General features: G+C 41.1%; 23 protein-coding genes and 2 pseudogenes. 17 read left to right on the forward strand and 8 right to left on the reverse strand.

Annotated elements, in window-relative coordinates; translation table 11 throughout:
* Nucleotides 1-100: 100 nt before the first annotated feature.
* Nucleotides 101-571, forward strand: a complete 471-nt coding sequence (gene yiaA, locus ACZ5AE_RS04510; protein ID WP_464569874.1) for an inner membrane protein YiaA — start codon at nucleotides 101-103, stop codon at nucleotides 569-571.
* 90 nt (nucleotides 572-661) lie between these two features.
* Here yiaA and ACZ5AE_RS04515 read toward each other — a convergent pair whose 3' ends face one another.
* Entirely contained in the window at nucleotides 662-1,297 is a 636-nt protein-coding gene (locus ACZ5AE_RS04515) for a pentapeptide repeat-containing protein (RefSeq protein WP_464569876.1), read from the reverse strand.
* A 7-nt stretch (nucleotides 1,298-1,304) separates the two neighbouring features.
* Nucleotides 1,305-1,586: a YggT family protein gene (locus ACZ5AE_RS04520; protein ID WP_464569878.1), complete on the reverse strand. Its 282-nt coding sequence runs from the start codon at nucleotides 1,584-1,586 to the stop codon at nucleotides 1,305-1,307.
* A gap of 230 nt (nucleotides 1,587-1,816) precedes the next feature.
* On the opposite strand from ACZ5AE_RS04520, the gene ACZ5AE_RS04525 reads away from it, so the two are divergent.
* The 5 genes from ACZ5AE_RS04525 to ACZ5AE_RS04545 all read left to right on the forward strand — a co-directional run bounded on the left by ACZ5AE_RS04525 (nucleotide 1,817) and on the right by ACZ5AE_RS04545 (nucleotide 6,586).
* On the forward strand, nucleotides 1,817-3,064 hold the full coding sequence (locus tag ACZ5AE_RS04525; protein WP_464569880.1) for an esterase/lipase family protein: 1,248 nt from the start codon (nucleotides 1,817-1,819) through the stop codon (nucleotides 3,062-3,064).
* Between the two features lie 28 nt (nucleotides 3,065-3,092).
* A complete protein-coding gene (locus tag ACZ5AE_RS04530; RefSeq protein WP_464569882.1) occupies nucleotides 3,093-3,704 on the forward strand; it encodes an FMN-binding negative transcriptional regulator in 612 nt (203 codons plus the stop codon).
* 483 nt (nucleotides 3,705-4,187) lie between these two features.
* Entirely contained in the window at nucleotides 4,188-5,207 is a 1,020-nt protein-coding gene (locus tag ACZ5AE_RS04535; protein ID WP_464569884.1) for a glutathione S-transferase family protein, read from the forward strand.
* 44 nt (nucleotides 5,208-5,251) lie between these two features.
* A complete protein-coding gene (locus tag ACZ5AE_RS04540) occupies nucleotides 5,252-5,725 on the forward strand; it encodes a GNAT family N-acetyltransferase (protein ID WP_464573540.1) in 474 nt (157 codons plus the stop codon).
* A gap of 189 nt (nucleotides 5,726-5,914) precedes the next feature.
* Nucleotides 5,915-6,586: a hypothetical protein gene (locus ACZ5AE_RS04545; protein WP_464569886.1), complete on the forward strand. Its 672-nt coding sequence runs from the start codon at nucleotides 5,915-5,917 to the stop codon at nucleotides 6,584-6,586.
* Nucleotides 6,587-6,635: 49 nt separating this feature from the next.
* On the opposite strand, the gene ACZ5AE_RS04550 is transcribed toward ACZ5AE_RS04545, so the two are convergent.
* Nucleotides 6,636-6,776, reverse strand: a complete 141-nt coding sequence (locus ACZ5AE_RS04550) for a hypothetical protein (protein WP_464569888.1) — start codon at nucleotides 6,774-6,776, stop codon at nucleotides 6,636-6,638.
* 164 nt (nucleotides 6,777-6,940) lie between these two features.
* Here ACZ5AE_RS04550 and ACZ5AE_RS04555 point away from each other — a divergent pair, with 164 nt between their 5' ends.
* From ACZ5AE_RS04555 to ACZ5AE_RS04570, 4 genes are all read left to right on the forward strand, one after another.
* Nucleotides 6,941-7,648 (forward strand): MOSC domain-containing protein, encoded by a 708-nt coding sequence (locus ACZ5AE_RS04555; protein WP_464569890.1) that lies wholly within the window; start codon nucleotides 6,941-6,943, stop codon nucleotides 7,646-7,648.
* Between the two features lie 676 nt (nucleotides 7,649-8,324).
* Nucleotides 8,325-9,137, forward strand: coding sequence for a GNAT family N-acetyltransferase (locus ACZ5AE_RS04560; protein ID WP_464569892.1), 813 nt, complete (start codon nucleotides 8,325-8,327; stop codon nucleotides 9,135-9,137).
* An 11-nt stretch (nucleotides 9,138-9,148) separates the two neighbouring features.
* On the forward strand, nucleotides 9,149-9,829 hold the full coding sequence (locus ACZ5AE_RS04565) for an alpha/beta family hydrolase (RefSeq protein WP_464569894.1): 681 nt from the start codon (nucleotides 9,149-9,151) through the stop codon (nucleotides 9,827-9,829).
* A 23-nt stretch (nucleotides 9,830-9,852) separates the two neighbouring features.
* A complete protein-coding gene (locus tag ACZ5AE_RS04570) occupies nucleotides 9,853-10,230 on the forward strand; it encodes a YkvA family protein (protein WP_464569896.1) in 378 nt (125 codons plus the stop codon).
* A gap of 4 nt (nucleotides 10,231-10,234) precedes the next feature.
* Here ACZ5AE_RS04570 and ACZ5AE_RS04575 read toward each other — a convergent pair whose 3' ends face one another.
* Complete coding sequence (locus ACZ5AE_RS04575) at nucleotides 10,235-10,489, reverse strand: hypothetical protein (RefSeq protein WP_464569898.1); 255 nt, start codon at nucleotides 10,487-10,489, stop codon at nucleotides 10,235-10,237.
* A 168-nt stretch (nucleotides 10,490-10,657) separates the two neighbouring features.
* Nucleotides 10,658-11,407 carry a glucose 1-dehydrogenase gene (locus ACZ5AE_RS04580; RefSeq protein ID WP_464569900.1) on the reverse strand — a complete coding sequence of 250 codons (750 nt, stop codon included), beginning with the start codon at nucleotides 11,405-11,407 and terminating at the stop codon, nucleotides 10,658-10,660.
* Nucleotides 11,408-11,598: 191 nt separating this feature from the next.
* Here ACZ5AE_RS04580 and ACZ5AE_RS04585 point away from each other — a divergent pair, with 191 nt between their 5' ends.
* From ACZ5AE_RS04585 to solA, 5 genes and pseudogenes are all read left to right on the forward strand, one after another.
* Entirely contained in the window at nucleotides 11,599-11,751 is a 153-nt protein-coding gene (locus ACZ5AE_RS04585) for a hypothetical protein (RefSeq protein ID WP_464569902.1), read from the forward strand.
* A gap of 172 nt (nucleotides 11,752-11,923) precedes the next feature.
* A complete protein-coding gene (locus ACZ5AE_RS04590; RefSeq protein WP_464569904.1) occupies nucleotides 11,924-12,556 on the forward strand; it encodes an NUDIX hydrolase in 633 nt (210 codons plus the stop codon).
* Nucleotides 12,557-12,783: 227 nt separating this feature from the next.
* Entirely contained in the window at nucleotides 12,784-13,194 is a 411-nt protein-coding gene (locus tag ACZ5AE_RS04595) for a VOC family protein (protein ID WP_464569906.1), read from the forward strand.
* Nucleotides 13,195-13,317: 123 nt separating this feature from the next.
* Nucleotides 13,318-13,935 carry a LysE/ArgO family amino acid transporter gene (locus tag ACZ5AE_RS04600; protein WP_464569908.1) on the forward strand — a complete coding sequence of 206 codons (618 nt, stop codon included), beginning with the start codon at nucleotides 13,318-13,320 and terminating at the stop codon, nucleotides 13,933-13,935.
* 91 nt (nucleotides 13,936-14,026) lie between these two features.
* Nucleotides 14,027-15,111 (forward strand): annotated as a pseudogene (gene solA, locus ACZ5AE_RS04605) (N-methyl-L-tryptophan oxidase).
* A gap of 47 nt (nucleotides 15,112-15,158) precedes the next feature.
* Here the strand turns inward: solA and ACZ5AE_RS04610 are convergent.
* Nucleotides 15,159-15,764 carry a LysE family translocator gene (locus ACZ5AE_RS04610; RefSeq protein WP_464573541.1) on the reverse strand — a complete coding sequence of 202 codons (606 nt, stop codon included), beginning with the start codon at nucleotides 15,762-15,764 and terminating at the stop codon, nucleotides 15,159-15,161.
* A gap of 308 nt (nucleotides 15,765-16,072) precedes the next feature.
* On the opposite strand from ACZ5AE_RS04610, the gene ACZ5AE_RS04615 reads away from it, so the two are divergent.
* Nucleotides 16,073-16,258, forward strand: coding sequence for a hypothetical protein (locus ACZ5AE_RS04615; RefSeq protein ID WP_464569910.1), 186 nt, complete (start codon nucleotides 16,073-16,075; stop codon nucleotides 16,256-16,258).
* 73 nt (nucleotides 16,259-16,331) lie between these two features.
* Here ACZ5AE_RS04615 and ACZ5AE_RS04620 read toward each other — a convergent pair.
* Nucleotides 16,332-16,657, reverse strand: a pseudogene (locus ACZ5AE_RS04620) (secondary thiamine-phosphate synthase enzyme YjbQ); the annotation flags it as partial.
* 47 nt (nucleotides 16,658-16,704) lie between these two features.
* Nucleotides 16,705-16,854 carry a hypothetical protein gene (locus ACZ5AE_RS04625; RefSeq protein WP_464569912.1) on the reverse strand — a complete coding sequence of 50 codons (150 nt, stop codon included), beginning with the start codon at nucleotides 16,852-16,854 and terminating at the stop codon, nucleotides 16,705-16,707.
* A 31-nt stretch (nucleotides 16,855-16,885) separates the two neighbouring features.
* On the opposite strand from ACZ5AE_RS04625, the gene ACZ5AE_RS04630 reads away from it, so the two are divergent.
* Nucleotides 16,886-17,179, forward strand: coding sequence for an antibiotic biosynthesis monooxygenase family protein (locus tag ACZ5AE_RS04630; protein WP_464573542.1), 294 nt, complete (start codon nucleotides 16,886-16,888; stop codon nucleotides 17,177-17,179).
* Nucleotides 17,180-17,181 lie beyond the last annotated feature (2 nt).

The following is a 17,181-nucleotide window of genomic DNA, read 5'->3' on the forward strand; positions in this document are numbered from 1 at the left end:
TATTTAGTTTTTTCATTAGTGGAAATTGTTTACTTAATACCCTGTTTCTTCTTATAATGAAGATGATGGATAATAGGGGGAAATGGAGGCGAAACAATAAATGTCTAACGATAATGAGGTTTTATTAGATAAAGGAAACCAAAACGAGCCAAAATTGAAAATAGAAAGGAAAGAGGGAGAGCCGACCGGAGCTTTCAAAGGGGCTTCTTGGGCGGCGCTGCTTGTAGGTGTTATCGCTTATCTTATAGGCTTATATAACGCAGCGATGCAGCTCAACGAAAAAGGCTATTACTTTGCCGTTTTAATATTCGGACTCTATTCAGCGGTATCTTTACAAAAAGCAGTAAGAGATAAAGAAGAGGGAATACCAGTTACTAATATTTATTATGGCATTAGTTGGATAGCACTTATTGTATCTATTTCATTAATGGCCATTGGTTTATACAATGCAGGAAGTATTGATTTAAGCGAAAAGGGATTTTATGGTATGGCATTTGTTCTTAGTGTATTTGCAGCTATAACGGTTCAAAAGAATATTAGAGATACACAGAGGGCAAGAGATAGAGATTGATGTCGGCAGCAGTGCAGGATGAAAGAAATGAACAAGGGAAGAAAGATAAAAAAGGAGTTTCGATTCGTGTTCGAAACTCCTTTTTTATCTTTAATCTTTAATAATTAACCCCATCAGGGTAGAAAATTGCAAAGCTTGATGCGTTGATACTTTGCATCCTTTTAAATCTTCAATGGCGACGGTCAGTGTATTGAAATTTGAGGAACTGATATCCACGCCCTTTAGGGATGTGTGATCAAAACTGGCTCCATCAAGATTGCAAAATTGAAATTCGGTACTTTTGAATTTGCACTCATAAAAATCGGTACCCTTTAATGAACTATCTTGAAAAAGTACCTTTTCAAACTTTGAACTGGCCAATGCCGTTAAGTTTAAGACCGAATTGATGAACTGGACGTTTCCAAATCGGGAGTCTTCAAAATTAACCCCTAATAATTTGCAATCCTTAAAGATGACTCTGTGAATCGAGGATTTGCTTAAATCGGCATTGGATAAATCGCAGTTTTCAAAGATTACATCCGTCAGGTCCATTTTTTGAAAATCAGTATTGGTGAACCGGCAATTCTTCAATACTACATTGAAAAGCCGGACCCGAATGGCCGCTTCATTTTCAAAAACAGAATCGCTAATCCTGCACATTTCTAACTCCGGATCTTCTTCATAAAAAATTTCGTGGAAATTCCTGTCGCGTAACTCAGCAGGAATTTTAGGCGCTTCAATTTTCATCTGTTTTTTAAACCCCAATAAAATTAATGGATGAGCGCAGTCCTTCAAGTGCGAACCCGCCGATGTATCGATATACAAATAAGGCGATGATTGGCGAGAAATCGATTGGACCAAGAGGTGGAATGAATTTCCTAAAGACGCCTAAATAAGGTTCAACGACCTTATAAATCCACTCGCCAACTTTTGTTGCTTGAAAACGCGGGAACCAAGAACCAAAAATGGATATTAAAATTAACCAATAATATGCCTCAAAAGCATACTGTCCAATTAGCATAATATAAGAACCCAATTTTATATCTCCTGCCTATCATAATATTTAGAATGGTACAAACATGTATTACGTATTAGTCTATATAAAGTTTCACCAAAAGGGAAGAAAATTGACCAATAAAAAGATGCTAAGCAGACTTGGGGTGTGTACCTAAACACTTCTTTATTCATTTGAAAACTGATTACCAAAATTGATATAATGGGGTTAGAAAATTGCGAAAATTTAGCAAAAAGGAGGGGGTCAATTTAATGATAGGGAGTTTAACATTGTTTCCAAGCTCATGTCTGTTAACATGTTCTTTTTCCCCAACGGTCTCGGGAAAAACCAAGACAAAAGCTTCACAAAAATTGAATGATTTCCCGATTATCCTTGTCCATGGATTAACCGGCTGGGGCAGGGATGAAATGGGGGGCATTAAATATTGGGGCGGGGTCCGCGACCTCGAAGAGTACTTAAATGAAAAAGGACATAAAACCTATACAGCCACAGTGGGACCTGTTTCAAGCAACTGGGACCGGGCAGTTGAGCTTTATGCGTACATCAAAGGCGGAAAGGTAGACTACGGGGCGGCTCATGCTAAAGAGCACGGGCATAAACGTTTTGGCAGAACCTACCCTGGGATTTACAGCCAATGGGATCTCACCGAGAAAATTCACCTCGTCGGCCATAGTATGGGTGGACAAACCATCAGAACCTTGGTCGAACTGCTGGAAAATGGAAGTGCAGCTGAAAGAGATTACTTCGAGCAGCATCCTGAAGAGGGATTATCCGATTTGTTTAAAGGCGGAAAAAGCTGGGTGCATAGTGTAACGACCCTTGCAACTCCCCATAATGGCTCAACGTTTGCGGATGAAGAAGGGATGACACCATGGTTGAATCAGATGGTCTTTTACGCTGGGAGTTTATCAGGAGCAAGTGATGAAAATATCGTCTATGATTATAAACTTGACCAATGGGGACTTAAGCGGGATGAGGCAGAGTCCTACCTTGAATATGTTGACAGGGTATTCAATAGTGCCATTTGGACAAGCAAGGACAGCAGCCTAAATGATTTAACCACTTATGGAGCGGCTCACCTAAATCAATGGGTGAAGACACATCAGAATGTGTACTATTTTTCTTATACTGGGGATGCCACCTATAAAGGCGTTCTGACCGGACGGGCGTATCCGATGTTTAACATGAATCCTTTAATGAAGGGCTCCAGCCTGTTTATGGGAGCTTATTCAAGAAAAAGCCCTGAGCCTGTTATTGATTCTGCCTGGTGGCCGAATGACGGGATTGTAAATGTAGTCTCCTCGAAATTTCCGCTCAGCCATGCTCATAAGAGGTATGATGGCCATGTTGAAAAAGGAGTGTGGAATCACTTTGATGTGCAGTCAGGCTGGGATCATTTTGATTTTATCGGGATCGGATCTGAAGATAATCTTGGCTTAAAAGATATTTATAGTTTTTATAAAGGAATCGCTGAAAACTTGCATGGGCTGCCGGAATAAAATTTTTTCAGAATAAGAGGTATGAAGAATGTATATTCCAAACCATTTCAAAATAGATGACGAAGAGGTCCTCTATGACCTTATGGAAAAAAACAGCTTTGCCACGTTGGTTTCGCAGCATAATGGGGAACCATATGCCACTCACCTTCCCTTAATCATACATAAAAAGGAAGGTGTTTTATATGGCCATTTTGCCCGTCCGAACGGACAGTGGAAGGATATTGAAAGTCAAAAGGTTTTGGTCATATTTCAAGGCCCGCATTGCTACATCTCCCCTTCATGGTACGAAACCAATAAGGCTGTGCCAACCTGGAATTATGTTGCCGTTCATGTATATGGCCAATTGGAGATTGTGGAAGATCCTCAGGAATTATATGAAACGCTAGCAGAAATGGTAAGTACATATGAAAAGCCCGATAGTTCCTATCAGTTAAAGGGGGTAGACCCAGGCTACATTGAAGGAATGACGAAAGGCATTGTAGGTTTTAGAATAAGCATTACTAAAATTGAGGGGAAGGCAAAGCTAAGTCAGAACCACCCAAGTGAACGTCAAGATTTGGTTATTAAGCAGCTGGAAAGGTCTGCCGATCAAAATGATAGACTTATAGCTGACATGATGAGGATTAACCTTAAATTATAAAGCTGATTTGAACGGCCGGTATATTATTTAAGCAAGGCTCTTTTCTCAGAGATTGTTGCTTTTAACTATATTGAAAACACCTAGTGGATTGGAGCGAAAGGCGCTTGACTCCTGCGGGAAATAGAGGAAAGGTCGAGACCCCGCAGACGGAACGTCGAGGAGGCTCGACTTCCTCCCCGCGGAAAGCAAGCGCCTGTAGCGGAAAGGAACGGACAGTGTTATTCCCAAAAACAACAAACTTTACGAAAAGAGCCTTAAAGCAAAAAGGGGAAAACGTAACCATCGTCCCTAACGATGTTATTATTGGGACTTTTAGTTTAATAGAATGCAAGACAGGGAGCCGGGGGGGTTAGTTAGCTCCTTTTTTTTTGGCCCTGTTTTTTCTCTTTTTGGAGATGATGCAGGAGATGACATAAAGAATAAAGAATTTCCATAGTATTAATAGGATTTATTTAAAAAAAACTTTGAAGAGGTGTTTTTTTAATGCAGCAAAGTGAACAACAAAATTCCAACGTAAAAGTTCCAAAAGCCATTGCCGAAATTACAACAGACGGCTCATTTAAACGGCAGACAAATAGATTTACTACACCATTTGGCAGCAAGGAAGGTGAACTTCCAGTGGAGGCAGGAAGATATCGCCTCCTATGGTCGGCTGTTTGTCCCTGGGCCCATCGCTCCGTCATTGTTCGTAGAATTCTAGGATTAGAAGAGGTTATCAGCCTCGGCACTGCCAGTCCAATGCGCCCAAAACTTCCCCATGTTGATTGGGAGTTTTTCCTAGATGAGAATGGCGTCGACCCTGTTCTTGACATTCGCTACATGAGTGAAATCTATAAAAAATCCGATCCTGATTATTTAGGTCGTCCGACAGTTCCGGCGATGGTCGATATAAAGGAACAAAAGGTCGTCAACAACGATTATTTTAAACTAACAAACTATCTCGAAACCGTGTGGGCCCCGTTTCATAAGGAAAATGCTCCTGATTTGTATCCTCAACATTTACGGGATGAGATTGAAGCATTAAACGATGTCATTTTCCACGACGTGAACAACGGGGTATATAAATGCGGCTTTGCCCAGTCGCAGGAAGCCTACGAAAGGGCCTATGACACGCTGTTCGCCAGATTGGATGAATTGGAGGAGCGGCTCTCAACCAAGCGCTTCCTGTTCGGCGATTATATTACCGATTCGGATATCCGACTTTATGCGACGCTCATCCGGTTTGATGTAGCGTATTATTCCGCCTTCAAAGCCAATCGAAACCGGATTGTTGATTTTCCGAATCTGTGGGGCTATTTGCGTGACCTATACCAAACGCCAGGCTTTGGTGATACAACAGATTTCCATGCTATTAAAGTGCATTATCATCTATCGAACCATATCGCCAGCGACGATCAGAAGAGCTTTAACATCTTACCGAAAGGTCCAGACTTATCAGGTCTTACCACCGAACATAATCGCCAATGCTTAAGCAATAAAGAGGAGAAATTTTTCAAGCAATAGGAGTTGAGCAAACTATGTTAATACGAGATGCGATTGCAGAGGAGATGCCGTTTATTCGCGCGCAGCGAGTCAGCGCGTATGAGGAGCATGCTGACAAAATTCCCGCCGGGCACTGGGAAGCATTGAAAAAAGCTATTTCCTCGGAGGCGGACTTACAGTCGGGAGTGGAACGGATTGTAGCTGAAATAAATGGAGAAATCGTCGGTAGTGTGATCTTGTTTCCGGCAAAGTCGGATGCCTATGAGGGAGAGGTGGAGGAACTGGACTATCCTGAAATCCGCATGCTCGCCGTCTCGCCGGAGGCGAGGGGAAAAGGTGTCGCTGCTTCTTTGGTCGCGGAATGCATCCAACGGGCAAGGGCCCAGGGGTACTCTTCGATAGGTCTTCATACTGGCCAATTTATGGAGAGTGCAATCCGATTGTACGAACGCCTCGGCTTCGAACGGCTGCCTCAATTTGATTTTGAACCTGCCGATGACGGCATCATTGTAAGGGCATATCGGCTGAGTTTCAAATAAATAAGCATTATTAATTAGTTCTAGTTGAAAGAGCGGTATTTCCTCAAATTCGCTCTTTTGTTTTAATTACTTTTTTCAATTGTACTGAAAAGTTTTGCAGGAAAAAGGATATATATCGAGAAGTCTATTACTAGAAATTGGATAACAACTATATAGAAAAATATATTAGGGAAGGGGAGTCGGTCACCAATGTTATCGTTTGAGGAAAAAAAGGAGATTTTCCGTGCTTTCAAGCTGGAAGAGAAGGAAATCAGCAACGGCAGAGTGAACTTTAACTATCCGGAGAGCAAGCAAAGAGGATTTGTTCTTGCCAGGGAATTGCAGCAAAGCGGCAATGGCTATGTGCTTGGCAAGTACATGTCTGAAGAAGTCATTAGGAAAAACAACTACACAGTTGACCCGCGCGGCTGGATTTCGGTAAGAGATTTTACCAAGGATGAGTTAATCACTGTCATTGTTGAGGCGATGAAGTCCATGTCCGGGCTGGCCATCGAGGCAGATGCGTTTTTACAGGCACAGGGTCCCTTGAAAGCTGTCAGGACGACGCCGAGGAAAAAAGTAGTCAGTATTAAGGCAGTCAAGGATGCAAAACGAAAACCTGTTGAAAGCAAAATACAAACTCCGGAAAAAGAAACATCTCCAAAGGTAGAGGAAGTCAAAAATGAACCCTTTGAGGCTTCTAAACCCGCAGCTCCCGTAAAAGACGATGATTTTTCAAAGGAATTGGAAAGCTATCCCCTTTCCTGTTTGTTTTTCTGGACGGGGCTGACGATGTCAATAATGGAAACTGGCTTCCTGATGTGGAGAAATGCGGTGCGGAGCTATGGGGAAGTAAGGCGCGGATTAACAAGAAAAGAATAGGATGTAGTTAGCCTGGTATCCAAACCGGGCTATTTCGATTTCACCATTATTAATGCAAGATTTTTATGATGACATGGACGCCCCATCTGATAAGCAGGTATATAGGTTCAATCAGATCAAATGCTATTTCAAAGAATTCCCATCTGTCCCTATTCTTTTTCTTCTTTTTCTTTCTCACCTTGAATTCCATATAAATATCCCCCCTGTAAATTTTATTACGACTATCTCTTATGAAGGTTTCAAAATAAATAGTCCTTATTTGGATTTTTGTTAATATTCGTAAATTGCTGTGATAGAATTTGGAGATACAGGATTTAGATGAGATTTTGATTTCGGAATTAGGAGGGGGCAAGAATGGAGTTTCTATTAAATAAGGCTTTTGTCGGGAAGCCAAAAACTGTCGGTGATAAAGATGCCGGTAATTTGATGGATCGTGAGTGGACGAGTGCGATTTTTAAAGAGCTGGTTGAAGGCCCGGTCTGGGTTGGCAAAACAGGGTTAGCGGGAGATGGCGTGTTTGATACGGAGCACCATGGCGGCCCGGAGAAAGCTGTATTTGCGTATGCTTTGGAACATTATGAGGACTGGCAGAAGGAATTGGATAACTCTCATATTGGACCAGGAGCTATGGGCGAGAATTTTCTTGTGGAAAATGTTGGGGAGGATCTGATTTCGATAGGTGATACTTTTCAAATCGGTGATGCGGTTGTACAAGTTTCCCAGCCTCGCCAGCCATGCTGGAAGCCGGCCCGTCGTTTTAAAATCAAAACTCTCGCGCTGCTTATCCAAAATACCGGACGGACTGGGTGGTATTTTCGGGTGATAAAGGAAGGTTTAGTGGAGGCGGGGCAGACCTTTACCCTTTTGGAGCGCCCATATCCGCAGTGGACTATTCAAAAATGCAATGAGATTATTCATTCAAGGAAGCCGAATTTTGAAGAAATGGCAGAGCTTGCTAAGTGTGAACTGCTCGCGCCTGGTTTGAGAGCCACTTTAGGGGAAAGAATTGAGAAAAGGGTAGCACCGGATATAACAAAGAGGGTCTACGGGCCGAATGAGTGATTATGAAGGACACATAGAGTAAATCCTCAGGTTAAAGTGTCCTTAAATAAAGTCGATGAAGACCAGAATGGATAGAGACTGAGGTCAAAGTGTCCTTCATAAAGGCGATGAAGACCAAAAAGGATAGAGACTGAGTCCAAAGTGTCCCTCATAGAGTCGATGAAGACCAAAAAGGATAGAGACTGAGGTCAAAGTGTCATTCATAGAGTCGATGAAGACCAAAAAGGATAGAGATTGAGGTCAAAGTGTCCTTCATAAAGGCGATGAAGACCAAAAAGGATAGAGACTGAGGCCAAAGAGTCCTTCATAAAGCAGATGAAGACCAAAATGAATGGAGACTGAGGTCAAAGTGTCCTTCATAAAGGCGATGAAGACCAAAAAGGAAAGTAACTATGGTCAAAGAGTCCTTCATAAAGTCGATGAAGACCAAAAAGGATAGAGACTGAGGTCAAAGTGTCCTTCATAAAGCAGATGAAGACCAAAATGGATAGAGACCAAGGTCAAAGAGTCCCTCATAGAGTCGATGAAGACCAAAATCGATATAGCCAAGGCTAAAGTGTCCTTCAAAGAGGAGATGGAGGACAAAAACAATAAGTGGAAGATGTAAAGTGTCCTTCATAAAAGTGCGAATCGAAAATCAAGAATTCTAAATGGTATTAAATGAGGGGGGAAAAGAATGTTTTTAAAGTTATTACACAATGACACGGCTATCGCAGAAGGAAGCCGCTTCGCATCGGATGAAGTACAATACAATCTAATCCACATAATTAGTGAAGACCGTAACTCCCTATGCCTTAAAACACCAGACGAAAAAATGATTTATGCCCAAACGCCCGGCCATAAGGGCTGGCTATGGATTTCGAATGATATCCCTGCCGCAGAACGAACATCCTTAATCCATGAACTAATAAATCCCCTCGCACGAGTATCCCTGCCAGGAATTACTGGGGATCCGCACACGGCGCAGGTGTTTGCTGGAATTTTTTCAAAAATAAATAACGTTCAATACGAAGCCGATATGACCATGGAAGCCTACCAATGTCCAAAGCTCTTTAAGCCTGCAGGTGTTAAAGGTAAAATCATTAAAGCAACGGAGCTGCATGTTGACGTTGTCGCAGAATATCTCGCGGGTTTTATGAGGGATGCATTTGGGACAACAGTAGAGGCTACGTCGCAGCTCTCCAAAGCAAAGACGATGATTGCAGCTGGAGGCATGTATCTTTGGATCGTAAACGAACACCCTGCAGCGATGGCGAACATTTCCCATCGTTCCCCAAGACATGCCAGAATCAACGCCGTGTTTACCCCTATCCATCACCGAAAAAACGGCTATGCTAGTGTGCTGGTCGCAGAACTTTGTGAAATCATAGAGTCAGAGAACCGAACTCCAATGCTGTATGCAGATATAAAAAATCCAGACTCCAATAAAGTATATCAAAATATAGGATTTCAAAAATGTGGGTTGATTGAGGAAATTAAGTTTTTCTAGTGTGAATCGAGGTGAAAAAATCATTGTATGAAATTTTAGAAGGACAAGTGACAAGAAATGAATATTCCACCATTCCCTACACATGGATTTACAGCAAAGAACCAGCAAAAAGCATCTGTATCATGCTCCCGGGACTGGGTTATACCACACAACGGCCGTTGTTTCATTATTCAACCGGAATATGCCTAAACCAAAACATAGATGTTCTTCACGTAAACTACCAGTTTACTAAAAGCGAACATTTTAAAAAGCTTCCAGAATCAGACCAAGAACAATGGATGTACAAGGATGTAAAAGCAGTTATTGATGAAGTATTAAAGGGACGTTCCTATGACCAATGTTTTTTGTTAAGCAAATCGATTGGCACGATTCCAATGGCGGAGGAGTGGGCACAGCGGAATTTCATCCGCAATGCTTTTGGAATCTGGTTAACGCCGCTTATCAAAATGGATGAGGTTTATCAAGCTCTTTTAAACACCGAACTGCCCTCGCTTTGTATAATTGGGGACCAGGATCATCATTATATTGAGGAACGGATTTCGGCCTTTGCCACTAATCATCTTGTAGATATGGTTGTAATTCCAAATGCAGAACACAGCCTGGAAGTAAAAGAGGATGTTTTAGCAACGATTGATGCCTTAAGGCAAGTTGTGAAACATATTCAAGAATTTGTGATGAAGCAGAAGATTTAAAATATATTTAACGGAGATATAACATGTTTAAGCAACTAAAAGACTGGGCAAAAGAATTGAAACGAAAGATATTTGTCTTGTATTTGGCATCTAAAGATCCAAGGGTGCCATGGTACGCCAAAGTTTTTGCTATCTGTGTGGCAGCGTATGCCTTCAGTCCAGTCGATCTTATCCCTGACTTTATCCCCGTCCTTGGCTACCTTGACGACATCATCCTTATCCCGTTAGGAATCATGCTTGCATTAAAAATGATTCCGAAGAATGTACTTGCTGAGTGTGAAATAAAAGCACTGGAAATGATGAACAAAGGGAAACCCAAGAATTGGATAGCAGGTTCTATTATTATGGTTATCTGGTTCTTAATCCTTATTTGGATATTGAAAATGATTTATTTTCGGTAACAGTCTAAAAGAAAGGAATTAAATCTAAAAATGCGGGATGATAATAAGCGGTAATACCAGTAACAATCGTTAAAAAGCCAATAAACGATAAAAGTAAAGCAACCGCTCGGAAACCGGGAACAAAGTCTAAGAATATATCTGACAAGACATCTAAAAATGCAGGCCAAAAGGACTCATCGGTGTCCTCCATACCCCAAAAAATCCATCCTAGCAGCAAGAAAAACAATCCATACGAGATGAGGATTAACACACCGTACACAGATATATCACCCGCCTTTTTGTAAAAGTTTATTACTTAAAGGCTTGTTTGGTGATAAAAGTAACAGATTATTCCTTCCCCGGTAGATTTAAATAAATAGTCCTAATGTTAGAAAGCAGCCATTTCAAATGGTCCCCCTTTCGAAAAAGAAAAGGGGGGACAGAACTCTTACTCTTCATAAATCATTTTCCGTGTCATTCCTCCGTCAACGACGAGGTTAATTCCGGTCACAAAATCGTTCTCTCTTGCCGTTAAATAAAGGCAGGCCCTAGCAATATCATCCGGCTGTCCGACCCTCTTTGAAAAATGCTGCTTATGATCAGCCGCGCTCAACTTTGAATAATCTCCCGTTTCAATCCAGCCTGGGGAAATGGCGTTGACGGTGATCCTATAGTCGCTAAGGGAAGCTGCAAGCGCATGCGTTATGGCAACAATCCCGCCTTTTGTGGCGGCGTAGCCTTCCGAATGCGGCTCAGACATGATGGCTCGTGTGGAGGCCATATTCACAATTGAACCGCCTTCCTTATTTTGCCGCATATATTTCGCCGCTTCCCGCGAGCCCAGGAACACGCTTCTTAAGTTCGTGTTGATGACATCGTCCCATTCTTCGATCGATACATCAAAAGGGGACTTAAATAATCCTTTTCCGGCATTATTAATTAATGTATCAATTTGTCCGTAGGTTTGATGGGCTGTTTCCATTAACCGGACAATGTCTGATTCCAGCCTCACATCAGTCTTTACAAAAAGAGCTTCGCCGCCTTGTTCTTTTATCATGCTGGCGGTTTGAGAACCTGCTTTTTCATCTACATCTGCCAAAACAATATTGGCACCTTTTTCAGCATAGAGCAGCGCGATACCTTTTCCTATGCCATTTCCTGCCCCTGTAACAATGACCGTTTGATTAGTAAAATCCATGAATCATTCACATCCTTATGTTAAAAAATCCACGAACGAAAGTGGCAATGGTTAGTTAGTAATGTTAAATCAAATATACCACTACAAATAAAAGATGAAAAAGTTGCATAAATGACTACTATAGGTTAATCGCTTTATCAATCTAATGGATGGGATTTTGTGGTAAAATAAAGTGCTACGGAGGTGGCTTTTTGAGAAAACTAATTATCGTTATCCTATTTATTGTTTTTCTCGGAGGGTGCGCTTCATCAAGCCTTCTTCGCGCAATTGAAAAAACCGGCCGGGAGGGAATCGAGGTTTTATATCAAAACTCAAAGACTGCGCTATCAAACTTTGGACAGTAAAGGCAATATTTTATTTGAACATGACTTTAACTAAAGAGTGAATTTTGGATTTATAAGAATTTGAAGAAGTTATTAAGCTAAAGTTTTACAGGAATAGGGGATATATCGTGAAAAGTGATTGGTCGTGACCAATAAAAAGAAAATTAATTGATGCAGCATTATAGGAGAAGATATGGTGGAAAATGAACAGTTGAAAATTTTTGATGAAAATAGAAATCAAATTGGGGTTGCGACTCGGGAAGAAGTACATAGAGTCGGATATTGGCATGAAGTATTCCATTGCTGGTTTGTCGGGAGGGAAGAGGGTACCGATTATATCTATCTGCAGCTCCGCAGTGAAAAAAAGAAGGATTATCCCGGGCTATTTGATATTACGGCTGCCGGTCATTTGCTGGCCGATGAAACGGTTCATGATGGTGTTAGAGAGGTAAGGGAAGAGCTAGGAATTGATGTTTCATTTCAAGAACTGGAGTCGTTGGGTGTAATTGATTACTGCGTGATAAATGGGAACTTCATAGATAAGGAAATTGCAAACGTATTTTTATATAAAATGTCGGGCAGGTTTGAAGATTTCAATCTTCAAGAGGAAGAAGTTTCCGGAATCATAAAAGTTAAGTTTAATGATTTTACTGACTTTTGGCTGGGTGGAAAGGAAACCATCCGTATCGAAGGTTTTAAAATGGACGAAGAGGGTAATAAAATTCCTATTGATTATATGGCGGGAAAGGATCAATTTGTCACGCATCAAAATTTATATTATGAAACTGTTATTCAAACGGTTGCTGAGAAAATTAAATTAAATTAGAGTGAGGGGTTTCGATCTTTTTTTGACTGATATTGCCCGAAGTGGTGGTGAAGAAGGTACAAATGGTAAAACTAGAGCCGCTATTATGCCTTAACAGAGGTTTAGGGGATAGCAAATGATAAATTGTGATTTTCTAATCCCATTCGTTATAATATGCAATGTATTGTTAAGGAAATTAATGTAAATAAAGAATATATCCAATGCAGGAAACGAAAAGGAGAATAATCATGACAAGATACTTATGGGTTAACCTCCCAGTTAAAGATATGAATAAATCAGTTGAGTTTTATAAAGGACTTGGATTTTCCGTCGAATCCCAGCCAAATAGCAATCAAGCTAAAGTCATCGTTGGGGATAATCAGGTCAATGTCATGCTCTTCCAAGATTCAATTTTTGAAAATTTCACCAGGTCGGCAATCACCGATACAAAGCAATCTGCCGAAGTTTTGTTTTCCATTGGTGCAGAGAGCAGAGAAGAAGTCGATGACATGGCAATGAAGGCGGTGGAGGCTGGAGGCAGCGTCTTCGCTGAGCCCGGGGAAAACCAAGGATGGATGTATGGCTGTGGTATTGCTGATCCGGATGGCCACCGCTGGAATGCGTTGTATATGGATATGAGCAAAATGCCGAAGGCTTAATACCTTTAATTGGGCGTCACTACATCAAAGGTGGGGACGTCTTTTGGCAGTTGGAGGAAGGGAACCCGGATGTCAATCCAGAATATTTAATAGATTCATATAGAAAGAATGAGGAGGAACATCATGCTAGCAGCACTACTTCATGGAATTGTATTAGCCTTTGGACTAATCCTTCCTCTTGGTGCACAAAATGTATTTGTCTTTAATCAAGGGGCCTCGCAGCCAAAGTTTAGAGGGGCCATTCCAGTCATTATTACAGCATCGCTTTGCGATACGCTCCTAATTTTATTAGCCGTATTAGGAGTTTCCGTCATTGTATTAACAGTACCTGTATTACAAACCGTTCTATTTTCTTTTGGTATATTATTTTTGCTTTATATGGGCTGGTCCATTTGGAAAAGTGACCCTTCCGATGTAAGCGGCAAGGAATCCATCATGCCGCCAAAGAAACAGATTATGTTTGCGATATCGGTTTCTCTACTGAATCCCCATGCCATCCTTGACACAATCGGCGTCATTGGAACAAGCTCCCTAAGCTATTCCGGTTCGGAAAAAGCGGCATTTACCATAGCTTGTATTGCTGTATCGTGGGTTTGGTTCCTAGGGCTCGCTATAGCTGGAAAAATAACTGGGAAATTAGATTCTGAAGGAAAACTCCAAACAATCATCAATAAAATATCCGCCATCATTATTTGGGGAGTAGCCATATATATTGCTATTCAGCTATTTCAAAAATTTTAAAAGGCATATATTACCATTTAGTAGATTAGGAGAAAAAAGAATGAATCAAAAGAATTACGATGTGATTGTTGTAGGAGCAGGGTCAATGGGAATGGCTGCGGGCTATTTTTTAGCGAAGAGCGGAAAGAGTGCGCTATTATTAGATTCCTTTAACCCTCCGCATAGCAAGGGCAGCCATCACGGAGATACAAGAATCATTCGATACGCATATGGTGAAGGGGCGGAATATGTTCCATTAGCCCTAAAAGCCCAGGAATTATGGAATGACTTGGAGAATATGACGGGGAAACAATTGTTTCTCCAGACCGGCGTTCTTAATGTAGGTCCTGAAAAATCGGACTTTATCCAAAACATTATTACTAGTTCAAAGACTTACGCCTTGCCGCTTGATGTTTTAAAATCAAGTGAAATAAACAATCGCTGGCCCAGCATCACACTATCAAAGGACTACATAGGCTGCTATGAACCAACATCAGGTGTGCTAAAATGTGAAGAATGTATTGAAGCTTACCGGGACCTCGTGTACAGCATGGGGCTGAAATTTTAACAAATAGTAGAGTTAAAGAAATCAATATTCATGATAACCGAGTAACAATCAAGACAGATGATCAGGCGTTTCACTCCGAGTCCATAATTGTTTCGGCGGGAGCATGGTCAAAAGAGCTCCTTTCACTGTTGGATTTGAACCTTCCTCTCGTGCCAATCAGAAAAACTTTTGCCTGGTTTGATGCCGCTGAAAATTTTTATAATCACAATGGTTTTCCAGCCTTTGCATTTGAGACGAATCAAGGTCTATATTACGGATTTCCGAGTATCGATGGATCAGGTCTAAAGGTGGGCCGGCATGATGGCGGGGAAAAAATAAACCCAGATAATCAAATCCCCGGATTTGGTGAGCTGCCTGAAGACGAAGCTGATTTGATACAATTTTTGAATGCGTTTATGCCGCATAGCCAGCAATTGAAGTACGGTAGAACCTGTATCTATACGCTGACACCTGATGAAAACTTTATTATCGATTTACACCCAAAATATTCAAATGTAGCCATCGCATCGGGTTTTTCAGGCCATGGCTTTAAATTTAGCAGCGCGGTTGGACATATTTTAGCCGAATTGATTATTTCAGGGGAGACAGAACAGGATATTTCCCTCTTTACCATCAATCGTTTTTCCTAGAAGACAAAGCCCCTTGGAATCGAATCCAAGGGGTTAAGGCCATCTGTCTAATGATGCGCTTTTTCAAGAGCGAGCTTTATCCCGAACCCAATCAGCACCGTACCTGTAAGTCCTTCAAAAACTCTTTGGGTCCGAGGTCTTTTCATGAAAGCACTAATCTGGTTCAACAAATAAATATAGAACAAAAACCAAATAGCCGTTAATACACTATACGTAATTCCCATAATGAGAAAGGGAATAAACGTCTGGGTCCCTGAATGGACGAATTGCGGTAAGAAAGTCAGGAAAAAGACGGCTACCTTTGGATTAAGCAGATTGGTGAGGAAGCCTTGTTTAAAGCAAGATTTGCTTTCATACTTGCTCTCAACCGTAGTTTCTGCAGTAGCAACTGCTTCCCTGTTCTTTAGGGCCCATAACGTTTTGACGCCCATGTACACAAGGTAAACTGCACCGACGTATTTGAAGATAGAAAACAATAATGCCGATTTTACAATAATGGCGGAAAGTCCAATAACGGCAGCAGTTGTATGAATAAGAAGAGCGCAGCAAGTACCGAAAACTGTTTTATAACCACCTGCCCGGCCGACTGCTAAGGTGTTTTTGGTGGCAATCGCCGTATCCGGCCCAGGCAAAATAATGAGCATAATACACATAATCACAAACAAATAAAAGTTTTCCACCTTAATATCCTCCTTTTAGAAAAATGGATAAATTTAATTTACCATAATTTTTGAAAAATGAAATAATTAATCGTGAAATCATTGGGAAGTGAGCCACTGGAGAGAGAGAGAGGATTTTTATATAAAGGAACTCCCGAAGAATGGCTGGAAGGTAGAGTTCTTCTGATGAGGAAGTGAAGGCGACAAGGAAATCTATCTGCAATCAGAAAGAGGCGCGAAAATCATGAAGCCTGAATCGGAATTCTTTGAACTTATGAATCTTTAATGGAGGGATCCTATATATGACACTAAACAGTAAGATATTTTATATCCCCGGAGTCATTGGTTTAGCAATTCTTGCGGCAGTGTTCGTTTTAAATATTTATTCGCTTGAAAACGCAAAAAAGGCCTGTGTCGAAAACAATAGGACCCCTGAAGTCGAGCAGGGGATTTTGGCCATAAATTGGTCTGTGTCATGTAAATTGTAAAAATCTATAATGCCTTTACATAAAATGTCCGTGTCCTTGGACCATCGAATTCGCAAAAATAGATGCCTTGCCATGTGCCAAGAAGCAGCCGGCCATCCGTTACGATAACATGCTGTGAGGCCCCAACTGTACTGCCTTCATATGTGCGGCAGTATTGCCTTCCATGTGGCGGTCCAGTTTATGGTGCCAAGGATAAACCTCATCAAAGCGGCGAATCATATCCCGTTTTACATCCGGGTCAGCATTTTCATTAATGGTGATTCCAGCCGTTGTATGAGGGCAATACACAATAACCGTTCCATCACGAAGCCTTTGTTCATCCACAAAAGCCTGTACCTGTTCGGTTACTTCAATCATTTCATCCCGTTTGCCGGTTTTCAAAGTGAATTTTTTCAGCATGCTCCTCTTCCTTTCACAAAATAAAAGCCCAAAAAAAGATTGAGCTGTTATTTTTTCATATCCTTATGAAAATAATCCATCAGTTTAACGGATTTTGCAATTAAGTGAGGATTGTTGCTATTTGCAAAAGCAATAAAATCGGTATTAACAGCAAGAACGATTGTATCGGCTGCCTTTATTTCTGTTTTTTCATTCATTAATTTATTTTAAAGAAAAGGAGAAAAAATGATGATTTTAGAAGCTGCTTTGCTCCAAGTTAAACCAGGAATGGAACAGGAATTTGAGGTTGCATTCCGAACAGCATCTGCCATTATTTCATCAATGAAAGGCTATCTCTCCCACGAACTGCAGCGCTGTCTGGAAGTGGAGGGGAAATACTTACTGCTGGTGGAGTGGGAAACATTAGAAGACCATACTGTCGGGTTTAGAGAGTCGAAGGAGTATCAAGAGTGGAAAAAACTTCTCCATCATTTCTACGAACCATTTCCAACAGTGGAGCATTTCGAAAAAGTGGAACATTAAAC

This window comes from Neobacillus sp. S1227 (assembly GCF_055385255.1).

Bases quoted from the DNA above. Each gene is read 5' to 3' on its own strand.
- yiaA (WP_464569874.1), top strand. From the start codon at position 101: ATGTCTAACGATAATGAGGTTTTATTAGATAAAGGAAACCAAAACGAG.
- ACZ5AE_RS04515 (WP_464569876.1), bottom strand. From the start codon at position 1,297: ATGAAAATTGAAGCGCCTAAAATTCCTGCTGAGTTACGCGACAGGAAT.
- ACZ5AE_RS04525 (WP_464569880.1), top strand. From the start codon at position 1,817: ATGATAGGGAGTTTAACATTGTTTCCAAGCTCATGTCTGTTAACATGT.
- ACZ5AE_RS04530 (WP_464569882.1), top strand. From the start codon at position 3,093: ATGTATATTCCAAACCATTTCAAAATAGATGACGAAGAGGTCCTCTAT.
- ACZ5AE_RS04535 (WP_464569884.1), top strand. From the start codon at position 4,188: ATGCAGCAAAGTGAACAACAAAATTCCAACGTAAAAGTTCCAAAAGCC.
- ACZ5AE_RS04540 (WP_464573540.1), top strand. From the start codon at position 5,252: ATGCCGTTTATTCGCGCGCAGCGAGTCAGCGCGTATGAGGAGCATGCT.
- ACZ5AE_RS04545 (WP_464569886.1), top strand. From the start codon at position 5,915: ATGTTATCGTTTGAGGAAAAAAAGGAGATTTTCCGTGCTTTCAAGCTG.
- ACZ5AE_RS04550 (WP_464569888.1), bottom strand. From the start codon at position 6,776: ATGGAATTCAAGGTGAGAAAGAAAAAGAAGAAAAAGAATAGGGACAGA.
- ACZ5AE_RS04555 (WP_464569890.1), top strand. From the start codon at position 6,941: ATGGAGTTTCTATTAAATAAGGCTTTTGTCGGGAAGCCAAAAACTGTC.
- ACZ5AE_RS04560 (WP_464569892.1), top strand. From the start codon at position 8,325: ATGTTTTTAAAGTTATTACACAATGACACGGCTATCGCAGAAGGAAGC.
- ACZ5AE_RS04570 (WP_464569896.1), top strand. From the start codon at position 9,853: ATGTTTAAGCAACTAAAAGACTGGGCAAAAGAATTGAAACGAAAGATA.
- ACZ5AE_RS04580 (WP_464569900.1), bottom strand. From the start codon at position 11,407: ATGGATTTTACTAATCAAACGGTCATTGTTACAGGGGCAGGAAATGGC.
- ACZ5AE_RS04590 (WP_464569904.1), top strand. From the start codon at position 11,924: ATGGTGGAAAATGAACAGTTGAAAATTTTTGATGAAAATAGAAATCAA.
- ACZ5AE_RS04595 (WP_464569906.1), top strand. From the start codon at position 12,784: ATGACAAGATACTTATGGGTTAACCTCCCAGTTAAAGATATGAATAAA.
- ACZ5AE_RS04600 (WP_464569908.1), top strand. From the start codon at position 13,318: ATGCTAGCAGCACTACTTCATGGAATTGTATTAGCCTTTGGACTAATC.
- ACZ5AE_RS04610 (WP_464573541.1), bottom strand. From the start codon at position 15,764: ATGTGTATTATGCTCATTATTTTGCCTGGGCCGGATACGGCGATTGCC.
- ACZ5AE_RS04615 (WP_464569910.1), top strand. From the start codon at position 16,073: ATGACACTAAACAGTAAGATATTTTATATCCCCGGAGTCATTGGTTTA.
- ACZ5AE_RS04625 (WP_464569912.1), bottom strand. From the start codon at position 16,854: ATGAATGAAAAAACAGAAATAAAGGCAGCCGATACAATCGTTCTTGCT.
- ACZ5AE_RS04630 (WP_464573542.1), top strand. From the start codon at position 16,886: ATGATTTTAGAAGCTGCTTTGCTCCAAGTTAAACCAGGAATGGAACAG.